This is a genomic window from Lapidilactobacillus achengensis (assembly GCF_003946655.1).
Classification (GTDB): Bacteria; Bacillota; Bacilli; order Lactobacillales; family Lactobacillaceae; genus Lapidilactobacillus; species Lapidilactobacillus achengensis.
In genome coordinates this window covers 17,769-34,888 of the sequence record NZ_RHOV01000001.1, presented here as the reverse complement: position 1 = coordinate 34,888, position 17,120 = coordinate 17,769, and the positions used below count along the sequence as shown (strand labels likewise).

Sequence of the window (17,120 nt, the reverse complement as noted above, 5' to 3'; positions counted from 1 at the left end):
AAGTACTAATTTGCTCGGAAAAAATGAATTTTATTGCATTTATTGCTTTTTTTGCGCCAAATCGACGATTTTTGCGACAACTTCGTCAATCGTCAGCGCGGTTGTATCGATTTCGATCGCATCTGCCGCCTTGGTCAACGGTGAGACTTTCCGATGCGAATCTTTATAATCTCGGGCGACGATCTCGTCCTCGAGTTGGGCCAAGGGCGTCTCGATACCTTTGGTCAAGTTTTCGGCGTAGCGCCGGCGCGCCCGTTCAGCGGCACTTGCCACCAAAAATACCTTGACCTGCGCCTGGGGCAAAACCGTCGTGCCAATATCACGACCATCCATCACGATCGAATGCCCGCTGGCAATCTGCCGTTGTTGCGCTACCAGTGCTTGGCGAATCTGGGCCAACGCTGAAACTTGCGAAACGTTATTGGTGATCTCTGGTGTCCGGATCGCAAAGGTCACATCTTCTTGACCAAGAAATACTTGCTGCTCATGTCCCGGTGCCCCCGGTTTGAAACTAATTTCTTGCTGGGTCAACTTGGCTAAGATGCCAGCCTCGTCGCCATAATCCAGCTGGTTCTCCGCGGCTAAAACTGTTGCGGCCCGATACATGGCGCCGGTATCACAATAAATAAATCCTAATTCTTGTGCGACCCGTTTGGCCACGGTACTTTTCCCGGCCGAAGCTGGTCCGTCGATTGCTATTTGCACGCCCTATCATTCCTTAACTAATTTATCAGTTTGCTTATTTGACTCGTAATGATTGACCTGGTACGATCGCCGAATTGCTACTCAACCCGTTGAGTTGGAGCAATTGATCCAATGAGATCCCATTGTTGAGCGCGATCCGGTAAAGGTTATCGCCCGCCTTAACGGTATATGTTCCGGCGGTCGTACTGGTTGATGACGAACTCTCCGTCGTGCTGGAACTAGCAGCCGTGCTGGTTGACGAACTGGTCGAATTGTCCGTGGTGTTGTCGGTTGAATTATTGCTATTGGCGATCGCTTCGCTGGAAGACGAAGCCGCTTCTTCCGAACTACTTGTCGCAGATTCGCTATTGGCCTTAGACGTCGTACTATTCGTATTCTTCTTCGTCGATTTCTTTGGTGCTGCTTTGGAAGAAACCTGGATCTCGGGACTCTTCTTAGCGTTCTGATCGCTGACCCAAGCACCGATCGTACTGCCGATCACGGCCAACAAAATGACCACCAAAACAGCAACGAAAACGGTATTGTTGCGTTCCCGCTTCTTCGTTGCTGTTCGAGAAAGTTGACCATTGGCGTCACGATCATTATCAAAGTTTTTTTCCCACGGACGCGTGACTTTTTCCGTTGGCTGATTTTGATTATCTTGATTGTCTTGCTTACTCATGATTGACCCCCTTTTCTGTCTATGCATTATTCTATCATAATCTCAGAAATATTTTCCAGAAATCTACTAAATCAGCAAAAAACTCACGTAACTTTCAAAAAAGGCGGGTCAAAATCACGAAAGGATCACGAATTTGGTCCGATGGCGCCGTTTTCGCCGGAACAACTTGAGCCAACTTCAACTGTTGCAACAAGGCACTCAGCCGGGGAGCTGGCGCCTCACTGCAACAAAGCTCATCGTGCTGGATCTGTGGCGGGTCCGGGTCAAAATAAGCACATAATTGTTGGCGCAAGCAACTTTGTGACGTCAGGTAGGCCCAGAAATTCTCCCACTGGCGCCAGCGCAACTGCGCGGTTTTTTGCAAGATCGCGATCACCTGTTCAGCGGGCATGCCCGCCTGTTGATAAGCTTGCAAAACCGTCTGTTGCCCTGGGTTGAGCCCCACTGGATCTTGAGGCTGGTCAAAGAATCTTTGGACCAACCCTGGTGTCAATTGATTGGTCTGGAGCCGCTGCGACAGCCGCTGCTGATCATTAGGCTGGACAAAGATCACGGCCAAGGCTTGCAGCCCATCACGTCCAGCTCGGCCGATCTCCTGCAAATAACTTTCGAAATTCGCTGGTAACTGATAATGGATCACCAGACGTAAATTACTTTTGTCAATGCCCATACCGAACGCACTGGTGGCCACCACCACCCGTAATTGATCCTTGAGAAACAATTGTTGGATCTGATTCCGCTCGATCGTCGCCAGCCCAGCGTGATAGAAAGCAGCCGTGCCTGGTTGGGCCTGGTTCAAACGTAAGGCGACTTCTTCGGCCTCGCGACGAGTGGCGACATAGATCAAGGTCGGCACCTGTTCGGCCACCAACTGTTGCGTCTGCTGCCACTTCGTTTGATCATCTGGCACATTTTGCAAACGTAAATAGATGTTGGGCCGATCCACCGACGCTTGATAGACAAAGGTCTCCGGACTTAACCGCAAATTCGTCAAAATATCCTGGCGAACGCGGGTGTTAGCTGTCGCGGTCAAGGCCAAGGTCAGGCGTGGTCGCAATTGCTGGCGCAACTGACCCAAGCGCAAATAACTTGGGCGAAAATCAGGGCCCCAACTGGAAATACAATGGGCCTCATCGATCACCAATAAGCCTAGGCCGAGCTGACGCAGTTGCGCCTGAACCACAGGCTGCTGCAAAGTCTCCGGCGCCATGAAAATAAACCGATAGTCGCCTAGCTGACGGAGCAATTGCTGCCGTTCATCAGGGGCTAACTGACTATTGATCACCGCGACTTTACCGAGATTTTGCCGGCGGATCCGCGACGCCTGATCTGCCATCAACGCGATCAACGGACTGACCACCAAGATCGGTCCGTCAAGATGAGGGCTCATGAATTGATAGAGTAACGATTTGCCACTACCAGTGGGCAAGATCCCCAGGGCGTCGCGGCCGGCCAACAATGCTTGTAATAACGCCGCTTGCCCAGGACGAAAGGTCGCAAAGCCGAAGCGCTGCTGTAATTCTGTTTGCAACTTGGTTAAGTCGATCTCAGTCATGGGTCACGCCTCCTTGCTGGGACGATTGCGCCGTGGTCTGGAATTGCCCCAACGCGGTCAGCTCCTGAATCCGCTGGCTGAAATAGCCATCGGGATCTAAAGTAAGCAGTTGTTGGATCGCCGGCGCGGTCAAAGCAAAATCGGGGCACAAAATGGCCGCCTGTAAGAGATGTTCTTTCAGGGTACTTGCCTTCAAACGCGAGTCGTGGGTCAATTTAGTCCAACTTTTCCCTGACAAAACCTGTTGATAAGTCCAGCCAGCGCTAGCGTTCAATGGACTGGCCGGCACCGGCAGCAATTGCGCCAAAACCGGATAAGCCGCCGCGTGACCATGAACGAAAGTCAATAGTTGGCCCAAACAATCGATTTGCGCCAACGGCAATTCCGCAGCCGTCAAGCCCAACGCCTGCGCCAAACTGCCCGCGGAAACACCTGGATCATAATCGCTCCAAAAGGAATTCGCGATGATCAAAGCCGTGCGTGGCGGCAAGGCGTTAAAGGCCTGACCTAATTCACGGGCCAGCCCCTGACTGCCCTGACGCCCCCAGCGCCGCAACCAGCGTTTGACATGGCCTTGAACATTAATGCTTTCAGTTAACGGTTGATAATGTTTGATTTGATGGTCCAAGTTGCTGACCACTTGAACGGCCAGCAAAAGTCGCGTCCATTGCGTCAACGCTGCCCCCATTCGCCAATAATCGTACGCCCGGGGCCAAAAATCCCGCGCTAGTAATTGCTCACGAGCGGTTTGCCCAGCAGCCGTTAGCGTGACTAGCGCTTGCTTGGAATCCAGCGTCACCAAACCAGCCTGCGCCAATTCACGCAAACTTGCTTGATAATCGGACCATTTTAAATTAGGATAAAGATGAAATTGATTCAATAAATCGTATTCTTGGCCCGCAAACAGATTTGAAATCGTTTGTTTACCTTGAAGAAGATAGAAAATAGCTTTATAGCGTCGCGGCTGATCCGCGAAGGTAACCAATAAAATCGTCGCTTGCACACCGACACCACCAATCGAGGTTTTTAAAGATGATCTATACCCGTGTTGTTCCTGCTCAATGTATTGCTTGTGGACTTTGCCAATTGAAGGCACCGGAACTCTTTGCCTATGACGAAGAAGGCATCGCTTACGTTAAAATCGACAATAACCAAGGCACCACGCCGCTTCCCTTGCCCTTGCAGGCACAATTCAAAGCAGCTTACACCAATTGTCCCACTGGCGCGATCATTCGTCAAAATCAGCCCTATACCGAAGCTCAGCGCCAACAATTGGACGCTGACCCGGATTTGACCGACCCCAGTCACCATTAACGTCATCCCAGCCCAGTGGCCGTTCCTTTTCAACCAAGCGCTCACCGGACCAACCGATTTTTGAATTTGGGGGAACACCCACTAGCCTCATCCTTAAAATACGCGACACAGCGGCCAAACCCCGCTCCACAATCAAAAGAAAACCACTTGTTCCACCGCTGGCATCACAAGCTGTCATGAAAGCGTGGGGAACAAGTGGTTTTTGTTAGGCCGATCTTAGCTTAATTCTCGATGCCGTCCCGTTCGATCAACATCAAGCGACGCACGCCGGATCAATTTGCTTGGTGGAACTCACCATGCTTTCTGCGGAAATAAGCGCCCACATGAATTTCCAATAAGACAAACAAGCCCATCACCAGGCTCCCCTTGATCAAGTTGAAGGGCACGATGGTCATCACCACATACTTCAAATAGCTCATGCCCAATTTGAAACCGGTCACCTGCACATACAACGGCGTTAAAATAAAGTAATTCAAAATGGCCATCACCAAGGTCAACGCCAACGTGCCACTGATAATCAGCGCCAAGCGCCGGCGCCAATTTGAACGCTGATTCAACAGGGCCCAAGTCACGCCCAATAACGTGAAACTAGCCACCACTGACCCCAGTTCACCTAATAACGCCGGGGCCGAGAAACCGGTCATGACTAGGTGCAAGAACGCTCGAATCAAGACCACCCCACTGGCGCCAGGGAAGCCGAATAAGATCAGACCAGACAAAGGCACCAAATCACTGAAATCCAATTTCAAGAATGGGAAAAAGGGAATCGGGAACTCAAGCAACATCAAACAATAGCTGAGCACCCCAAACAAAGTGACACTGACCCAATACCGCAAACGCCGACTACTACGCATTAAAACCGCTCCTTTACGAAACAGCTGTCTTCGCGCAGCCCCTCTGTTAGCCAAATAAAAACTGTTAGTCAGGGAACAACCAACAGTCTTGATCAACATAACAAAAAAGACTGTCTTCTTCCATCTAGACTATACTATCGGTCTCGGAGTTGCACCGAGTCAACCGTTCACACGGGTCGCGGACTTTACCGCCGGTCGGGAATCACACCCTGCCCTGAAGACAAACTATTATTCTTATTTTTTATCAGTTAAAGTATACCAAAAAAGCGCTGCCAGAGCAAGCGCTTCGTGTCACCAGTCTCAGCAGCCTATTTATGCTCCGCTAACTGATACAGCTCATGGACTTCTTTAGTATTCAATTTCCGGGCCTCACCTGGTTGGACCCCAGTCAAATCCAAAAATCCGTACTGCTCGCGCCGTAATTTCATCACTGGATAACCAACTTTTTGGAGCATCAACTTCACTTGATGGTTCATCCCTTCATGGATCGTTAACCCCACTAACGCCGTTTGCTTGGTTCGATCACTACTCTGGAGCCAAGCCTTGGCCGGCGCGGTTTGTTTGCCCTTGATGACCACACCCTGGCGCAATTGTTTCAGCGCGGCCGCGGTGGGAATGCCCTCAACTTTGGCCAAATAAGTTTTATCGACTTGAAACTTGGGGTGCATCAAGAGATTCGCTAATTCGCCATCATTGGTCACCAGGATCAGCCCGGAAGCGTCATAATCCAACCGCCCGATCGGATAGAGGCGCTCTTGCTTATCCACGAAATAATCACTGATCACCTTACGGCCCTTATCATCGCTGACGGCGGAGATCACCCCCCGCGGCTTATAAAACAGATAGGTCGCTAAGCGCGGTTTTGACAACGGAACACCGTCAACTTCCACATGATCACGGGGACCCACCTTGGTGCCTAATTCGCGAACGATGGTGCCATTGACTGCCACTTGGCCGGCGACGATCATCGCCTCGGCCTTGCGCCGCGAGGTGACCCCGGCATTGGCGATTACTTTTTGTAGCCGTTCTTGTTGTTCATTATTCTGACTCATGATTGGTCTCCTTAAGTTCCTGGGTTAACGCCTGTTGGGCATTGGTTGATGTTGCGTTGGCAGTTGATGCTGATTTGTCATCGGTTGCGCTTGTAGTTGCTGCTGATTTGTCATCGGTTGCGCTTGTAGTTGCTGCTGACTTGTCATCGGTCGCGCTGACAGATGCTGCTGACTCGTTGGTCGCGCTGGTTGTGGGATCTGTGGCCGCCGCTGGTTCAGCGGCACCTGGGACCTGAGCGTTTTCTTTGCTGGCTTGATCAAAGAAGAGATCCAGATTGCCATGCTGGTCGAAAGCCTGGCCGGCAAAATCTTGTAAGTCAGGCAAATCCTTCAGATCCTTCAGCCCAAAGTAATCGAGAAAGTAGCCTGTGGTGCCGTAAAGGATCGGGCGCCCAGGTGCATCTTTGCGCCCGGCCTCCTTGATCATTTGCCGCGCCATTAGGGTTTGTAACGCGCCAGTACTTTGAACGCCGCGGATCGCGTCGATCTCGATTCGGGTCACCGGTTGCTGATAAGCCACGATCGCCATGGTTTCCAAGGCTGCTTGGCTCAGCGAATTGGGTTGATGACCGGCAAAATACTGATGCAACAAGGGCGCGAAGCGGGCCTTGGTCGCCAACTGATAGCGCTCGCCAAAACTCAACAGCGTTAAGCCACCGGGACCAGCCTGGTAGTCGGCTTGCAATTGAGCCAACAATTGCCGGAGGGCGCTGGGATGGATCCCTAAGATCCCGGCCAATTCCTTCAATGTGATGCCGGCGTCGCCAACCGTATAGAGCACACTTTCGATCTCACCTTGATACTGGGTCACAGGTCATTACTCCTCACTCAACTGGATTTCTTGACTAAAGGTACTTTGGTGGCAACAGATCACCTTGTTTTTCATTAATTCTAAACAGGCCAAGAAGAAGACCACCACTTGTTCCCGATCGAACTGACCGGTCAACAGGCTCATAAAGGTCACCCGTTGCCCCGCCGCTTGTTGCAACTGCGCTTCGATCTGAATGATTGCTTCATCCAAAGAAAAAGTCTCGCGACTGATCGTTTGTTGCGAGAAATGTGCTTCCTTTTGGCGCTGCTGGAGCAGCTCACTTAAGGCGGCCGCCATTTCATTGACCGTCACCAAATCCGGCGGTAACGGGGTGGTAATGGTTTCTTGCGGCGAACTCTCTTCCTTCACAAAATACTGGGACCGGTCGCGCTCTTGGCTCTGCAAATAGTGGCCAACCTCTTGATAGGTTTGATAAGCCAATAATTGGGCAACCAGCACCTCCCGGGGATCCTGCTCGGCCTCGTCTGGTTGATCCAACTGTGCTGATTTCGGCCGGGGTAACAGCATCCGGCTTTTGATTGCCATCAGATTGGCGGCCATCACTAAATAATCCCCGGCAACATCCAGGGTCAAGGCCTGAGTTTCATGTAAGAAAGTCAGGTATTGATCCGTGATCTGGGCAATGGGGATATCATAAATATCGATCTGTTGAATTTTGATCAGGTGTAACAAGAGATCCAGTGGACCTTCAAACTCCGATAATTTGATTTCTAATTCCATCGATGTCACTTACTGCTTCTCAGGCGCGGCAGGCGCCGTTCCTTGATGGCGCTCCCAAGCCGAGACGATCTCCGTCATATTAACAGGGGCCATCAACCGCTTGCCCTCGTAGTGCTGGGTCAACGCATCCAGCACTGCAAACGCGTTCTCTTGGTTGCGATAATCAGGTGTGAATGCCAGGTGGCGCAAAAGGATATAAGTCGACTGGATCTCGATCCCGACAATGCCCACAAAATCCCCCTGCTCCGTTCGCCACAAATACAAAGCCAATTGATCGTCACTGGTGTAGTTCTTCAACTCCGCCGCCAGCCGATCGAATTTCTTAAGATCTGGCGTAAATGATAGCAAACCTAAGGCGATTTTCTCGTAATCCTGTTTATACTTTACTAACATGTCATTCCTCCCGAACTGATCGCGCCCTGCGTTAGTCGCGGGGATGAGCCCGCTCGTAAACCTGCAGCAAACGCTTTTGGGTAATATGCGTGTAAATCTGCGTCGTGGAGATGTCCGCATGTCCCAATAATTCTTGAACCACCCTGAGATCGGCGCCATTTTCCAGCAAATGTGTGGCAAATGAGTGCCGTAACGTATGGGGTGTGACATCTTTCTTGATGCCGACCTGAGCGATATATTTCTTGATGAGCTTCCAAATAGCCTGGCGGGTCATCGGTTGACCGCGAAAATTCAAAAACAAGGTTCCCACGAAATGATCTGTTTTGATCAGCTTAGGTCGACTTTCGTCAAGATACAGTCTAACATATTTGACCGCCACATCGCCAATCGGCAAAAGCCGTTCCTTATTTCCCTTACCCACAGTTTGTAATAAGCCTAAGTCTAAATGAAGTTCGGCCAATTGCAAATGAACCAACTCGCTAACCCGTAAACCTGTGGCGTACATCACTTCTAGAATGGCCCGATCACGCAGGCCCAGTGGTGTGGCTAAATTGGGCGCCGCCAACAATTGGTCGACTTCAGCGACGCTTAAAGCCACGGGAAGATGCTGCCCGCGCTTGGGCGAAGGGATCGTGGTCATGGGATCATGCTGGATCAGCTCGCATTGGCGCAACCAACGATAAAATTGCCGTAAACTAGAAACTGCCCGCATGCGACTGCTCTGGCCTTTTCCTTGTAATTGCAAAACATGAAGATAATCGCTGATCACGGCTGGATCCTCAGGGAACGCGGTCAGTTGTTGCGCCGTCAACCAAGCCAAATACTGCCGCAAATCGCGGCCGTAGCTCAAAATCGAATTCTCCGCCAACCCCTGCTCAATTCGCAAGGACCGTAAATAATCGGCTAACAGGTTAGTCACGATAATCGCGGCCTTTATCGGTCAAGCGCGTGCCTTCACGGTCGGTACTGATCAAGCCTAGTTTCAGCAAACTACCTAGCGCACGCTTGAACGCCCCTTTACTGATCCCAAAATAAGCCTTGATTTCTTCAGGATCGCTTTTATCTTGATAAGTCATTTGTTGTTCTGGCACTCGCTGCAACACCGCCAGGATCATTTTCGCGTCATCGGCGATTTCTTCATAAGCTAAGGGACGCAGGCTGATCGACAAACGACCATCCCGTGTCAAGCCGATCACCCGCCCTTGAACCGGTTCACCGACCCGCGGCTCATCCAAACGTTCCGTATGATGGACAAAAGCCAACCGTTTATCCGTTAGGACCACGAAGGAACCGACTTTCTTATCCTGATAAACGGTACCGCTGACCGCTTCGTTACGGGTGAATTCCTGACTAAAACGCCCATGTTCCTTGAAATACTCATCGCCGGCCTGCTCCGCCCACAACCGATCCTTGTGATCGGTCTTCAAAGAAACATAGAGATGATCCCCCTTTTGCGGCCAAATATTGTGTAATTCTGGCAGTTCATCTAGGGATAAGACCACATCTTTATCCGGCAACCCAATATTAATGAACACCCCAAGGTCACGGCGTACCTGAACAACTTCGCCAGGGCCGACATGACTGCGGCTGACTAGCGGTGGTTCAGTATTCAAGACCCACTGCCCCTTCATATTTTGATAGACAAACCCGCTGACGGCGGTCCCGGTTTGGAAATCGGTTCGCGGACTGTCGACTCGTAAGGTTTGACCCTCAGCTTGGGCAAAGAAGCCCTGCTCGTTTCGATCACTGATCGTAGCAGTCACGATCGTTCCTTGTTCTAACATTTAAAAGATCCTTTCTTTTTCCGTTCATTCCGATACACGACCGTGGTGAATCAACCGCGGTTCACCATGGCATTGACCATGGTCAAGATCACATAGGTCATCCCTGACGCAATCACTGGGCCAGCGGCAATGCCCCGGAAGAACACCACCCCGACAATGGTCCCAAAAACCAAGGCCACCGTTATTTCTGGACTTTGGCCTAATAGCCCGACCCCTTTGGCCGACAAAACCGCCACCAAAATACCACAGCCAACGGCGATGAAGCCCGCCGGTGTTTTAAAAGCGTTGACCAGATCTTTGAACCCGATTTTCCCGGTGGCAATCGGCACTAGGATCGCCACTGAAATAACGGTCACGCCCCAATTGATCCCCCGATCGCCCACAAATTTCAACCATTTGTCCGCCTGAGGTAATAATTTAATCGCCAAGACCACCGCGGTGGCGATGATCAATGATTTATTCCGACCTAGCAAGGCGATTGCTAGGATCAAACCGAGAAATAACCAGCTTTCCACATTTTCACCCATCTCCTGTATTCTTCCATCATTGTACCAAAAAAAGTGGCGTTAATGAGGAAAAATTCTAAATTCTATCTTTCACGGTCCGTTTGCGTGCGGCGGTGGACGCGCTGACGGCGGCGGTGGACGCGCAAGTTTATCTTGGCAGTCCCTCCAGTAATCAAGGTCAAAAAGAGCTCGGTTCCCCTCGCGGGTCCCGAGCTCTTTTTCAATTCAATGAAGCGAACAACACACTTGATCAGCTAATGATTAAAGTGAGTTAGAAGCGCCACGGTAGATCACGCCACGACGTGAATCAACGGTGATCAATTCGCCATCCTTGATCAGGCTAGTAGCATCAGCTGCGCCGACAACAACAGGAATACCCATTGCGATCCCGACAACAGCAGCGTGTGAAGTCAAGCCGCCAGTTTCAACGACGATCGCGCTTGATTTTTCGATAGCTGGCAAGTAATCCTTGTCAGTTGTCTTAACAACCAAAACGCCACCTTCAGTTGCTTTAGCAACCGCGTCTTTAGCGTTATCAGCAACAACAGCCTTGCCAACGATTGTTTCGTCGCCAACACCTTGGCCTTGAGCTAACTTAGAACCGATCAATTGGATCTTCATCATGTTAGTTGTGCCGCTTTCGCCAACAGGAACACCGGCAACGATCAAGATCAGGTCGCCTTCTTTAGCGAAGCCGTAATCTTGCGCCTTTTGACCAGCGATTTCGAACATTTCATCAGTTGAAGCTGGCTTAGCAGCTAAAACAGGTGTAACGCCCCAGTTGACAGTCAAACCGCGTTGCGTCTTCTCATCAAAAGTGATTGCTAAAATGTTAGCGTTAGGACGATATTTCGAGATCATCCGTGCTGAATAGCCTGATGAAGTTGCCACAACGATGGCCTTAACGTGTAATTCTTCAGCAGTCCGAACAACGGATTCGCCAATAGATTCAGTGGCGTTAGAACCTTTATATTCTTCAAACCGTTGTAATGCTAAAGTATTACGCTTCTTCATTTCGGTTTCAGTCCGAGTATCGATCCGGGCCATTGTAGCAACGGCTTCAACAGGATAGTCGCCGTTAGCACTTTCGCCAGAAAGCATCGTTGCGTCAGTACCGTCCATGACAGCGTTAGCCACGTCAGTAACTTCGGCACGAGTTGGGCGAGGATTTTCTTGCATGGAGTCTAACATTTGTGTTGCTGTAATAACAGGCATGCCCAAAGTGTTACACTTCTTGATCAAGTTCTTTTGAACGAAAGGAACGTTTTCAAATGGAATTTCAACACCCATGTCACCACGAGCAATCATCAAACCATCAGAAACTTTCAAGATTTCATCGATATTGTCGATACCTTCTTGAGATTCGATCTTAGGGAAGATTTTAACATTTTCAGCATGTTTTTCTTCCAAGATTTCACGAATATCTAAAACGTCGGCAGCTTTACGAACAAAGCTGGCAGCGATGAAGTTGATGTTTTGGTCGCAACCAAAACGAATATCGTCAGCATCTTTTTCAGTGATACCTGGCAAGCGGATCTCAACGCCAGGCGCGTTAACACCCTTACGCGAGCCGACCTTGCCATCATTTTGAACTTCTGTAACTAATTCATGATTAGCTTCGTCTTTAGCAGTGATCTTCAAGTCAACTAAGCCATCATCGATCAAAACGTGACCGCCAACATGAGTATCATCATACAAGCCAGGATAAGTAACCGCGATCTTGTCAGGGTTACCAGTCAAACTGTCATCCATTGAAACACGGATAACATCGCCCGTATGAGCTTCAAAAGAACCGTTTTCTTGAACCGTTGTCCGGATCTCTGCGCCCTTAGTATCAAGCATGATACCAACAAGCTTACCAGTGATCTTTTCTGCTTCACGGACCATGTTCATCCGGCTTAAATGTTCCTCATGATCACCATGAGAGAAGTTGAACCGGAAAACATTAGCTCCGGATTCGATCAACTTCACAATAATGTCGGTGTTGTTACTTGCAGGTCCAAGTGTTGAAACAATCTTGGTCTTTTTCATGAAAAAAAACGCTCCTTACATTGATTTTATTAAAAGGCTTGAACGCCATTCTAACCGTGTATTATCATAGCACAAAATGCTTACTGATTGAACTTATTATTCATGTCGTAAAGGTCTAAATCTGCATGATGTTTTTCATCAAACAGTTCTTCCATAGGATGCTCAGTGATCTGGTTGTTCTCGATCCCGATCGCTAAGCCACCTTTACCTTGAAGCAACAGCTCAACGGCGTAATTGCCCATCTTGCTGGCCAAGACCCGATCACGTGCGGTTGGAACACCACCACGCTGAACGTGGCCGATCGTGGTCGCCCGTGAATCAAAGTCACCATACTTGTCCAATTCCGCTTTGAATTCCTGAGCACTCATCACGCCCTCCGCCAAAACAATGACGGCGTTATCGTGACCGGCTTCCCGGAATGCTTCCAACTTCTTGGCAATGGCCGGAACATCATAGTCCCGCTCTGGCACGATGATCGCCTCAGCGCCAGTAGCGACACCAGCCCACAAGGCCAGATCGCCAGCGCCACGGCCCATCACTTCAACCACGAAAACCCGTTGATGACTGGTGGCGGTGTCGCGGATCTTGTCGATCGCCTCGACCGCCGTACTTAAAGCAGTATCAAAGCCAATGGTAAAGTCAGTATAAGGCACGTCATTATCGATCGTACCTGGTAGACCAACCGCGTTGTAACCATGTTCAGTCAAACGTAGCGCGCCATGATAGGAGCCGTCGCCGCCGATCACAACCAAAGCATCGATCCCGAATTTCTTCAGTTGTTCGATCCCTTTCAGTTGGCCTTCGACATTGGCAAACTCTGGATAACGGGCCGAGTATAAGAAAGTCCCACCACGAGCGATCTTATCATCTAAAACAGCCTCATCTAATGGAAAAATATCGCCAGCAACCAGACCAGCAAAGCCATAGTTGATGCCATAAACCTCAAGCCCTTCTGCAGAAGCTCTCCGGGCTACGGCACGAATCGCGGCGTTCATACCAGGTGCGTCGCCACCACTCGTTAAAATACCGATTTTTTTCATTTCTTCACCTCAAGTCAATCTCTCACTGTCATACTTGTGCTCCCGGATCTCTCCAGAACCACAGTCCTTAATCAGTCTACCACCTTTAAAGAAAATTGTCTTGTAATTAAAGACAAATATCATGAAATCAAACTGAAAAAAAGTAAAAATATTTGAAATCGCCGATTTTTTTCAGAAAGTCAGTTCCGGACAACCACATTATCACTACCCAACAATTGAGCCAATGCGGCTAGAAGCTCGCTGGACACCTGAACTTGAAAGCGTTGATCTAAGCGAACGTTTTTCTTGGTTGTTGCAAAATGAATGATAACTGGTGAAAGTCCCCGATGGGAAAGCAGTGTTTTTTCAAGCTTTTGTTTCACAGCCACCTGATCCGTCGCGGCGGTCAACTGCAAAAAGAGGGTCGCGACTTTTTGATCGGCGGAAACGGTGGCGATCTGTTCGGCAATAAATTGCGCTCGGCCTTGCCGCCCCGCCCTTTGATCGACTTTTCCTTGCAGCAGCAAGATCGCCCCGTTTTGCAAGAGTTCGTGGGACTGCCGATACGTTTGCGGGAAGACCGTGACATCCATTTCGGCGGTTAGGTCCTCAACTTTCAGAAAAGCCATCTGTTCCCCGCGCTTGGTTCTGATTGTCTTGAGCCCGGTGAGGTACACCAAGATCGTCGTCCGCTGACCTGCTGGTGGTAATTGGGCCAAGGTTTGGGCGCGGGCTCGCTGAAAGGCCTGGGTATAGTTGGACAAAGGATGCCCCGACACATAAACGCCCAGCAGTTCCTTCTCCAGCGACAACCGCGTTTGATTATCGTAGTCGGCCACGTGCTCCACTTTCGGCGCCAAAACATCGAACAACGGCATACTGCTGCCGGCCAACTGCAAACTTTCACTTAAGTCGGTCATGTTGAGCACCGTTTGATGCCGATTCTGATCAAATTGGTCGAAACACCCGACCTGAGCCAAAATCGTGAGAAAGTCAGTTTTCAACAATTTCTCTGGTAATCTTTTCAAGAAATCTGTGACACTTTGAAAACGACCGCGCGCCTGTCGTTCCGCCAAGATCTGCTGGCACCAATCGCGCCGCAAGCCCTTGATTGAACTGAAACCAAAGTAAACCTGCTCACCTTTCAAGATAAAACCAAAGCGGCTTTCATTGATATCTGGTCCATGGATCTTGATGTGCCGGCCGCGCAGCTCTTGCAAATAGTTCGCGACTTTTTGTTGGTTATTCAGGTTAGCGTTCAACAGCGCCAAGAAAAACGGCGCTGGATAATGAACTTTCAAATAGGCCAACCAAACTGCCACCATGCTATAAGCGACCGCGTGAGATTTATTGAAGCCATAATTGGCAAAACGTTCAATGTAATCATAAACCGTTTGCGCCACTTCCAAGGAGAAGCCCTGCCCTTGGGCCCCGGTCAAGAACTGTTCCTTGGCCGCGTCAAGAGCGCTGCGACTTTTCTTGCTGACGGCGCGGCGAAGGTTATCCGCTTGGGCCATGGTGAACCCACCCATCAACACAGCAACTTGCATGACTTGTTCTTGGTAAACCAACACACCATAAGTATCATGTAAGACTGGCGCCAAGGCTGGGTCTGGATAGGCAATTGGTTGACGGCCATTTTTCCGGGCCACGAACGTATCGATATTTTCCATTGGTCCGGGCCGGTACAACGCGTTAGTCGCTACAATATCCGCGAAACTAGTGGGGTGCAACTTGATCAAAACTTGGCGAATGCCCCCCGATTCAAATTGGAAAACGCCGTCTGTGTCCCCGCGCTGGAATAAGGCCATAGTTTCCGGATCATTCAACGGGATTTGGTGGGGGTCGAAATCGGCTGATCCTGGCTGCTGGCGAATACTGCGCAACGTGTTGGCAAGGATCGTTAAATTGCGTAACCCCAAGAAATCCATTTTCAGTAGGCCCAGCGCTTCCACATCACCTTTTGGAAACTGCGTCAGCTTAATATCCTCGGTGCCATTTTGGACGGGCACCGTATCGGTCAAGGCTTGGGCACTCAACACAATACCCGCCGCGTGGGTCGAGAAGTGACGGGGCAACCCTTCGATTTTCAACGCGGTCACAAACAAGAGACGATTGCGATCGCTGGTCGCCACTAAATTCTTCAACCCGTCGGAGTGTTTGTAGGCTTCCCGCAGATCCAACCGACTATCCGTGATGGCCCGAGACCACTCGTTCATCTCTGGCTGACTCAGGCCCAAAACCCGCCCCACATCACGCAAGGCTTGTTTCGCGGCCATGGTTCCAAAGGTAATGATCTGCGCCATGTGCGCGTCACCATAATGATCGTGCATGTAATGAATCAGTTCATCCCGCCGATCATCAGGAATATCCAAATCAATATCTGGCATGGAGACTCGTTCCGGATTCAAGAAACGTTCAAACAGCAGCTGATAGGTCAGCGGATCCACGTCTGTAATGCCCAGACTATAAGCCACCAACGACCCCGCGGCCGATCCCCGACCCGGCCCGATCATGATTTTGAGTTGGTGGGCCTGTTTGATCACATCCCAGACGATCAGGAAATAATCCGCAAAACCCATTTGAATGATGATCTTCAATTCTTCCGCAAGCCGTTGCTGGTAAGCGCCAGGTTTGACCCCGGACTTGGTCTGCAACCGGCGCGCCAGCCCCCGTTGCGCCAGTTGCGCCAAATAATCCGCCGAACTGACCCCTGCTGGTGTGGGGAAACGGGGCAATTCCGCTCGTTTGAAATCAAATTGGACCTGGCACTGCTGCGCGATTTTAACAGTGTTGGCCGCCGCGCCTTCAAGCTCAGCCTGTTGATAACGTTGGGCGCTGACTTCAGGCGGATCCAAATAGTATTGCCCCTGTTGTTGGGACTGGATCAAAGGCTGATCCAGTTGCTGGCCCTGGCCAATCGCCGCCAAGACATCATTGGTAAACGCGTCCTCGCTGGTCAAATAGCGCACATCATCCAAGGCCACCAGTGGGATTTGCCATTTCGCCGCCAGTTTAGTGGCCGCCCGTCGCATTGCCCCTGTTTGTCCACGGGTCGTGATCCCCCAGTACAATGGCGTTTGCGCAAATAGCGGTTGAAACTGTTGCCACCACAGATCCTGTTGGGCAGCTGGCAAATCAATGATTGCTGCCGTCTCGCTGGTCAATGCCGGCATGATCACGATTAGGTCCTGACATTCGGTCGCCAGTTGGGCCCAAGTTAAATCCGGCGTCGTCATTTTCAATGAGGACAAGCGAAATAACTGATGTAACCCATGATTATTGCGCGCGATAAAAATCAATTCCGCCTGCTGATTTTCAGCCAATAATCCTGGAAGTTGCACCGTTAGTCCGATCAAAGGCTTGATTCCCGCCGCCGTCGCCGCCCGATAAAAACTAACGGCGCCATACATTGTATTGAAATCAGTCAAGGCCAGCGCTTCATGTCCCTGCGTTTTGGCAGCGGCGATCAAAGCGTCGATCGTGATCGAGCTTTGCAGTAAGCTAAAGCAACTGCGGACTTGTAAATCAACAAAATCAGCCATTTCACTCGTTCCTTTCTAATAAATCCATTATACCAAAGATCCAGAGTTTGCGGTCAAGCTAGCCCGGCCAATACGCCGATGATTCGCGGCGCACACGGCTCAAATCGCCCAGTTCGGCCAGTCTTGATCCCGGCGAACCACGTCCGCTG

15 protein-coding genes, 1 pseudogene and 1 riboswitch are annotated in these 17,120 nt (G+C 50.4%); of the genes and pseudogenes, 1 reads left to right on the top strand and 15 read right to left on the bottom strand.

The window, feature by feature from the left end; translation table 11 throughout:
• Positions 1-39 precede the first annotated feature (39 nt).
• The 4 genes from cmk to EKM94_RS00135 form a co-directional block, all read right to left on the bottom strand.
• On the bottom strand, positions 40-705 hold the full coding sequence (gene cmk / locus EKM94_RS00150) for a (d)CMP kinase (RefSeq protein WP_125595663.1): 666 nt from the start codon (positions 703-705) through the stop codon (positions 40-42).
• A 34-nt stretch (positions 706-739) separates the two neighbouring features.
• A complete protein-coding gene (locus EKM94_RS00145; RefSeq protein ID WP_164511030.1) occupies positions 740-1,366 on the bottom strand; it encodes a LysM peptidoglycan-binding domain-containing protein in 627 nt (208 codons plus the stop codon).
• A 94-nt stretch (positions 1,367-1,460) separates the two neighbouring features.
• Complete coding sequence (locus EKM94_RS00140) at positions 1,461-2,921, bottom strand: RecQ family ATP-dependent DNA helicase (protein WP_125595658.1); 1,461 nt, start codon at positions 2,919-2,921, stop codon at positions 1,461-1,463.
• The gene (locus EKM94_RS00135; protein WP_125595655.1) at positions 2,914-3,924 is read right to left on the bottom strand and encodes a hypothetical protein; all 1,011 of its coding nucleotides are present in this window, start codon (positions 3,922-3,924) and stop codon (positions 2,914-2,916) included. The genes EKM94_RS00140 and EKM94_RS00135 overlap by 8 nt, the downstream gene beginning before the upstream one ends.
• A gap of 29 nt (positions 3,925-3,953) precedes the next feature.
• Here EKM94_RS00135 and EKM94_RS00130 point away from each other — a divergent pair, with 29 nt between their 5' ends.
• The gene (locus EKM94_RS00130) at positions 3,954-4,235 is read left to right on the top strand and encodes a ferredoxin (protein ID WP_164511029.1); all 282 of its coding nucleotides are present in this window, start codon (positions 3,954-3,956) and stop codon (positions 4,233-4,235) included.
• A gap of 272 nt (positions 4,236-4,507) precedes the next feature.
• On the opposite strand, the gene EKM94_RS00125 is transcribed toward EKM94_RS00130, so the two are convergent.
• The 11 genes and pseudogenes from EKM94_RS00125 to dnaE all read right to left on the bottom strand — a co-directional run bounded on the left by EKM94_RS00125 (position 4,508) and on the right by dnaE (position 16,971).
• The gene (locus EKM94_RS00125) at positions 4,508-5,089 is read right to left on the bottom strand and encodes an ECF transporter S component (protein WP_164511028.1); all 582 of its coding nucleotides are present in this window, start codon (positions 5,087-5,089) and stop codon (positions 4,508-4,510) included.
• Between the two features lie 108 nt (positions 5,090-5,197).
• A riboswitch (FMN riboswitch) is annotated at positions 5,198-5,315 on the bottom strand.
• An 82-nt stretch (positions 5,316-5,397) separates the two neighbouring features.
• Positions 5,398-6,141 carry a pseudouridine synthase gene (locus tag EKM94_RS00120; protein ID WP_125595649.1) on the bottom strand — a complete coding sequence of 248 codons (744 nt, stop codon included), beginning with the start codon at positions 6,139-6,141 and terminating at the stop codon, positions 5,398-5,400.
• Between the two features lie 262 nt (positions 6,142-6,403).
• Positions 6,404-6,931, bottom strand: a pseudogene (scpB, locus tag EKM94_RS12695) (SMC-Scp complex subunit ScpB); the annotation flags it as partial.
• Between the two features lie 27 nt (positions 6,932-6,958).
• Positions 6,959-7,693: a segregation and condensation protein A gene (locus tag EKM94_RS00110; RefSeq protein ID WP_125595644.1), complete on the bottom strand. Its 735-nt coding sequence runs from the start codon at positions 7,691-7,693 to the stop codon at positions 6,959-6,961.
• 9 nt (positions 7,694-7,702) lie between these two features.
• Complete coding sequence (locus EKM94_RS00105; RefSeq protein WP_125595642.1) at positions 7,703-8,086, bottom strand: N-acetyltransferase; 384 nt, start codon at positions 8,084-8,086, stop codon at positions 7,703-7,705.
• 31 nt (positions 8,087-8,117) lie between these two features.
• Positions 8,118-9,005: a site-specific tyrosine recombinase XerD gene (xerD, locus tag EKM94_RS00100; protein ID WP_125595640.1), complete on the bottom strand. Its 888-nt coding sequence runs from the start codon at positions 9,003-9,005 to the stop codon at positions 8,118-8,120.
• The gene (locus tag EKM94_RS00095) at positions 8,998-9,870 is read right to left on the bottom strand and encodes a CvfB family protein (RefSeq protein WP_125595638.1); all 873 of its coding nucleotides are present in this window, start codon (positions 9,868-9,870) and stop codon (positions 8,998-9,000) included. The genes xerD and EKM94_RS00095 overlap by 8 nt, the downstream gene beginning before the upstream one ends.
• Positions 9,871-9,920: 50 nt before the next feature.
• Positions 9,921-10,385 carry a DUF441 domain-containing protein gene (locus tag EKM94_RS00090; RefSeq protein ID WP_125596354.1) on the bottom strand — a complete coding sequence of 155 codons (465 nt, stop codon included), beginning with the start codon at positions 10,383-10,385 and terminating at the stop codon, positions 9,921-9,923.
• A 252-nt stretch (positions 10,386-10,637) separates the two neighbouring features.
• Entirely contained in the window at positions 10,638-12,407 is a 1,770-nt protein-coding gene (gene pyk / locus EKM94_RS00085; protein ID WP_125595637.1) for a pyruvate kinase, read from the bottom strand.
• An 80-nt stretch (positions 12,408-12,487) separates the two neighbouring features.
• Positions 12,488-13,447 (bottom strand): 6-phosphofructokinase, encoded by a 960-nt coding sequence (gene pfkA, locus EKM94_RS00080; protein WP_125595636.1) that lies wholly within the window; start codon positions 13,445-13,447, stop codon positions 12,488-12,490.
• A gap of 179 nt (positions 13,448-13,626) precedes the next feature.
• Positions 13,627-16,971: a DNA polymerase III subunit alpha gene (gene dnaE, locus EKM94_RS00075; RefSeq protein WP_125595635.1), complete on the bottom strand. Its 3,345-nt coding sequence runs from the start codon at positions 16,969-16,971 to the stop codon at positions 13,627-13,629.
• Positions 16,972-17,120: the final 149 nt, after the last annotated feature.

What these genes read in the sequence shown, in the direction of transcription:
- EKM94_RS00145 (WP_164511030.1), bottom strand. Translation starts at nt 1,366, where the DNA reads ATGAGTAAGCAAGACAATCAAGATAATCAAAATCAGCCAACGGAAAAA.
- EKM94_RS00140 (WP_125595658.1), bottom strand. Translation starts at nt 2,921, where the DNA reads ATGACTGAGATCGACTTAACCAAGTTGCAAACAGAATTACAGCAGCGC.
- EKM94_RS00130 (WP_164511029.1), top strand. Translation starts at nt 3,954, where the DNA reads ATGATCTATACCCGTGTTGTTCCTGCTCAATGTATTGCTTGTGGACTT.
- EKM94_RS00125 (WP_164511028.1), bottom strand. Translation starts at nt 5,089, where the DNA reads ATGCGTAGTAGTCGGCGTTTGCGGTATTGGGTCAGTGTCACTTTGTTT.
- EKM94_RS00120 (WP_125595649.1), bottom strand. Translation starts at nt 6,141, where the DNA reads ATGAGTCAGAATAATGAACAACAAGAACGGCTACAAAAAGTAATCGCC.
- EKM94_RS00110 (WP_125595644.1), bottom strand. Translation starts at nt 7,693, where the DNA reads ATGGAATTAGAAATCAAATTATCGGAGTTTGAAGGTCCACTGGATCTC.
- EKM94_RS00105 (WP_125595642.1), bottom strand. Translation starts at nt 8,086, where the DNA reads ATGTTAGTAAAGTATAAACAGGATTACGAGAAAATCGCCTTAGGTTTG.
- EKM94_RS00095 (WP_125595638.1), bottom strand. Translation starts at nt 9,870, where the DNA reads ATGTTAGAACAAGGAACGATCGTGACTGCTACGATCAGTGATCGAAAC.
- pyk (WP_125595637.1), bottom strand. Translation starts at nt 12,407, where the DNA reads ATGAAAAAGACCAAGATTGTTTCAACACTTGGACCTGCAAGTAACAAC.
- pfkA (WP_125595636.1), bottom strand. Translation starts at nt 13,447, where the DNA reads ATGAAAAAAATCGGTATTTTAACGAGTGGTGGCGACGCACCTGGTATG.
- dnaE (WP_125595635.1), bottom strand. Translation starts at nt 16,971, where the DNA reads ATGGCTGATTTTGTTGATTTACAAGTCCGCAGTTGCTTTAGCTTACTG.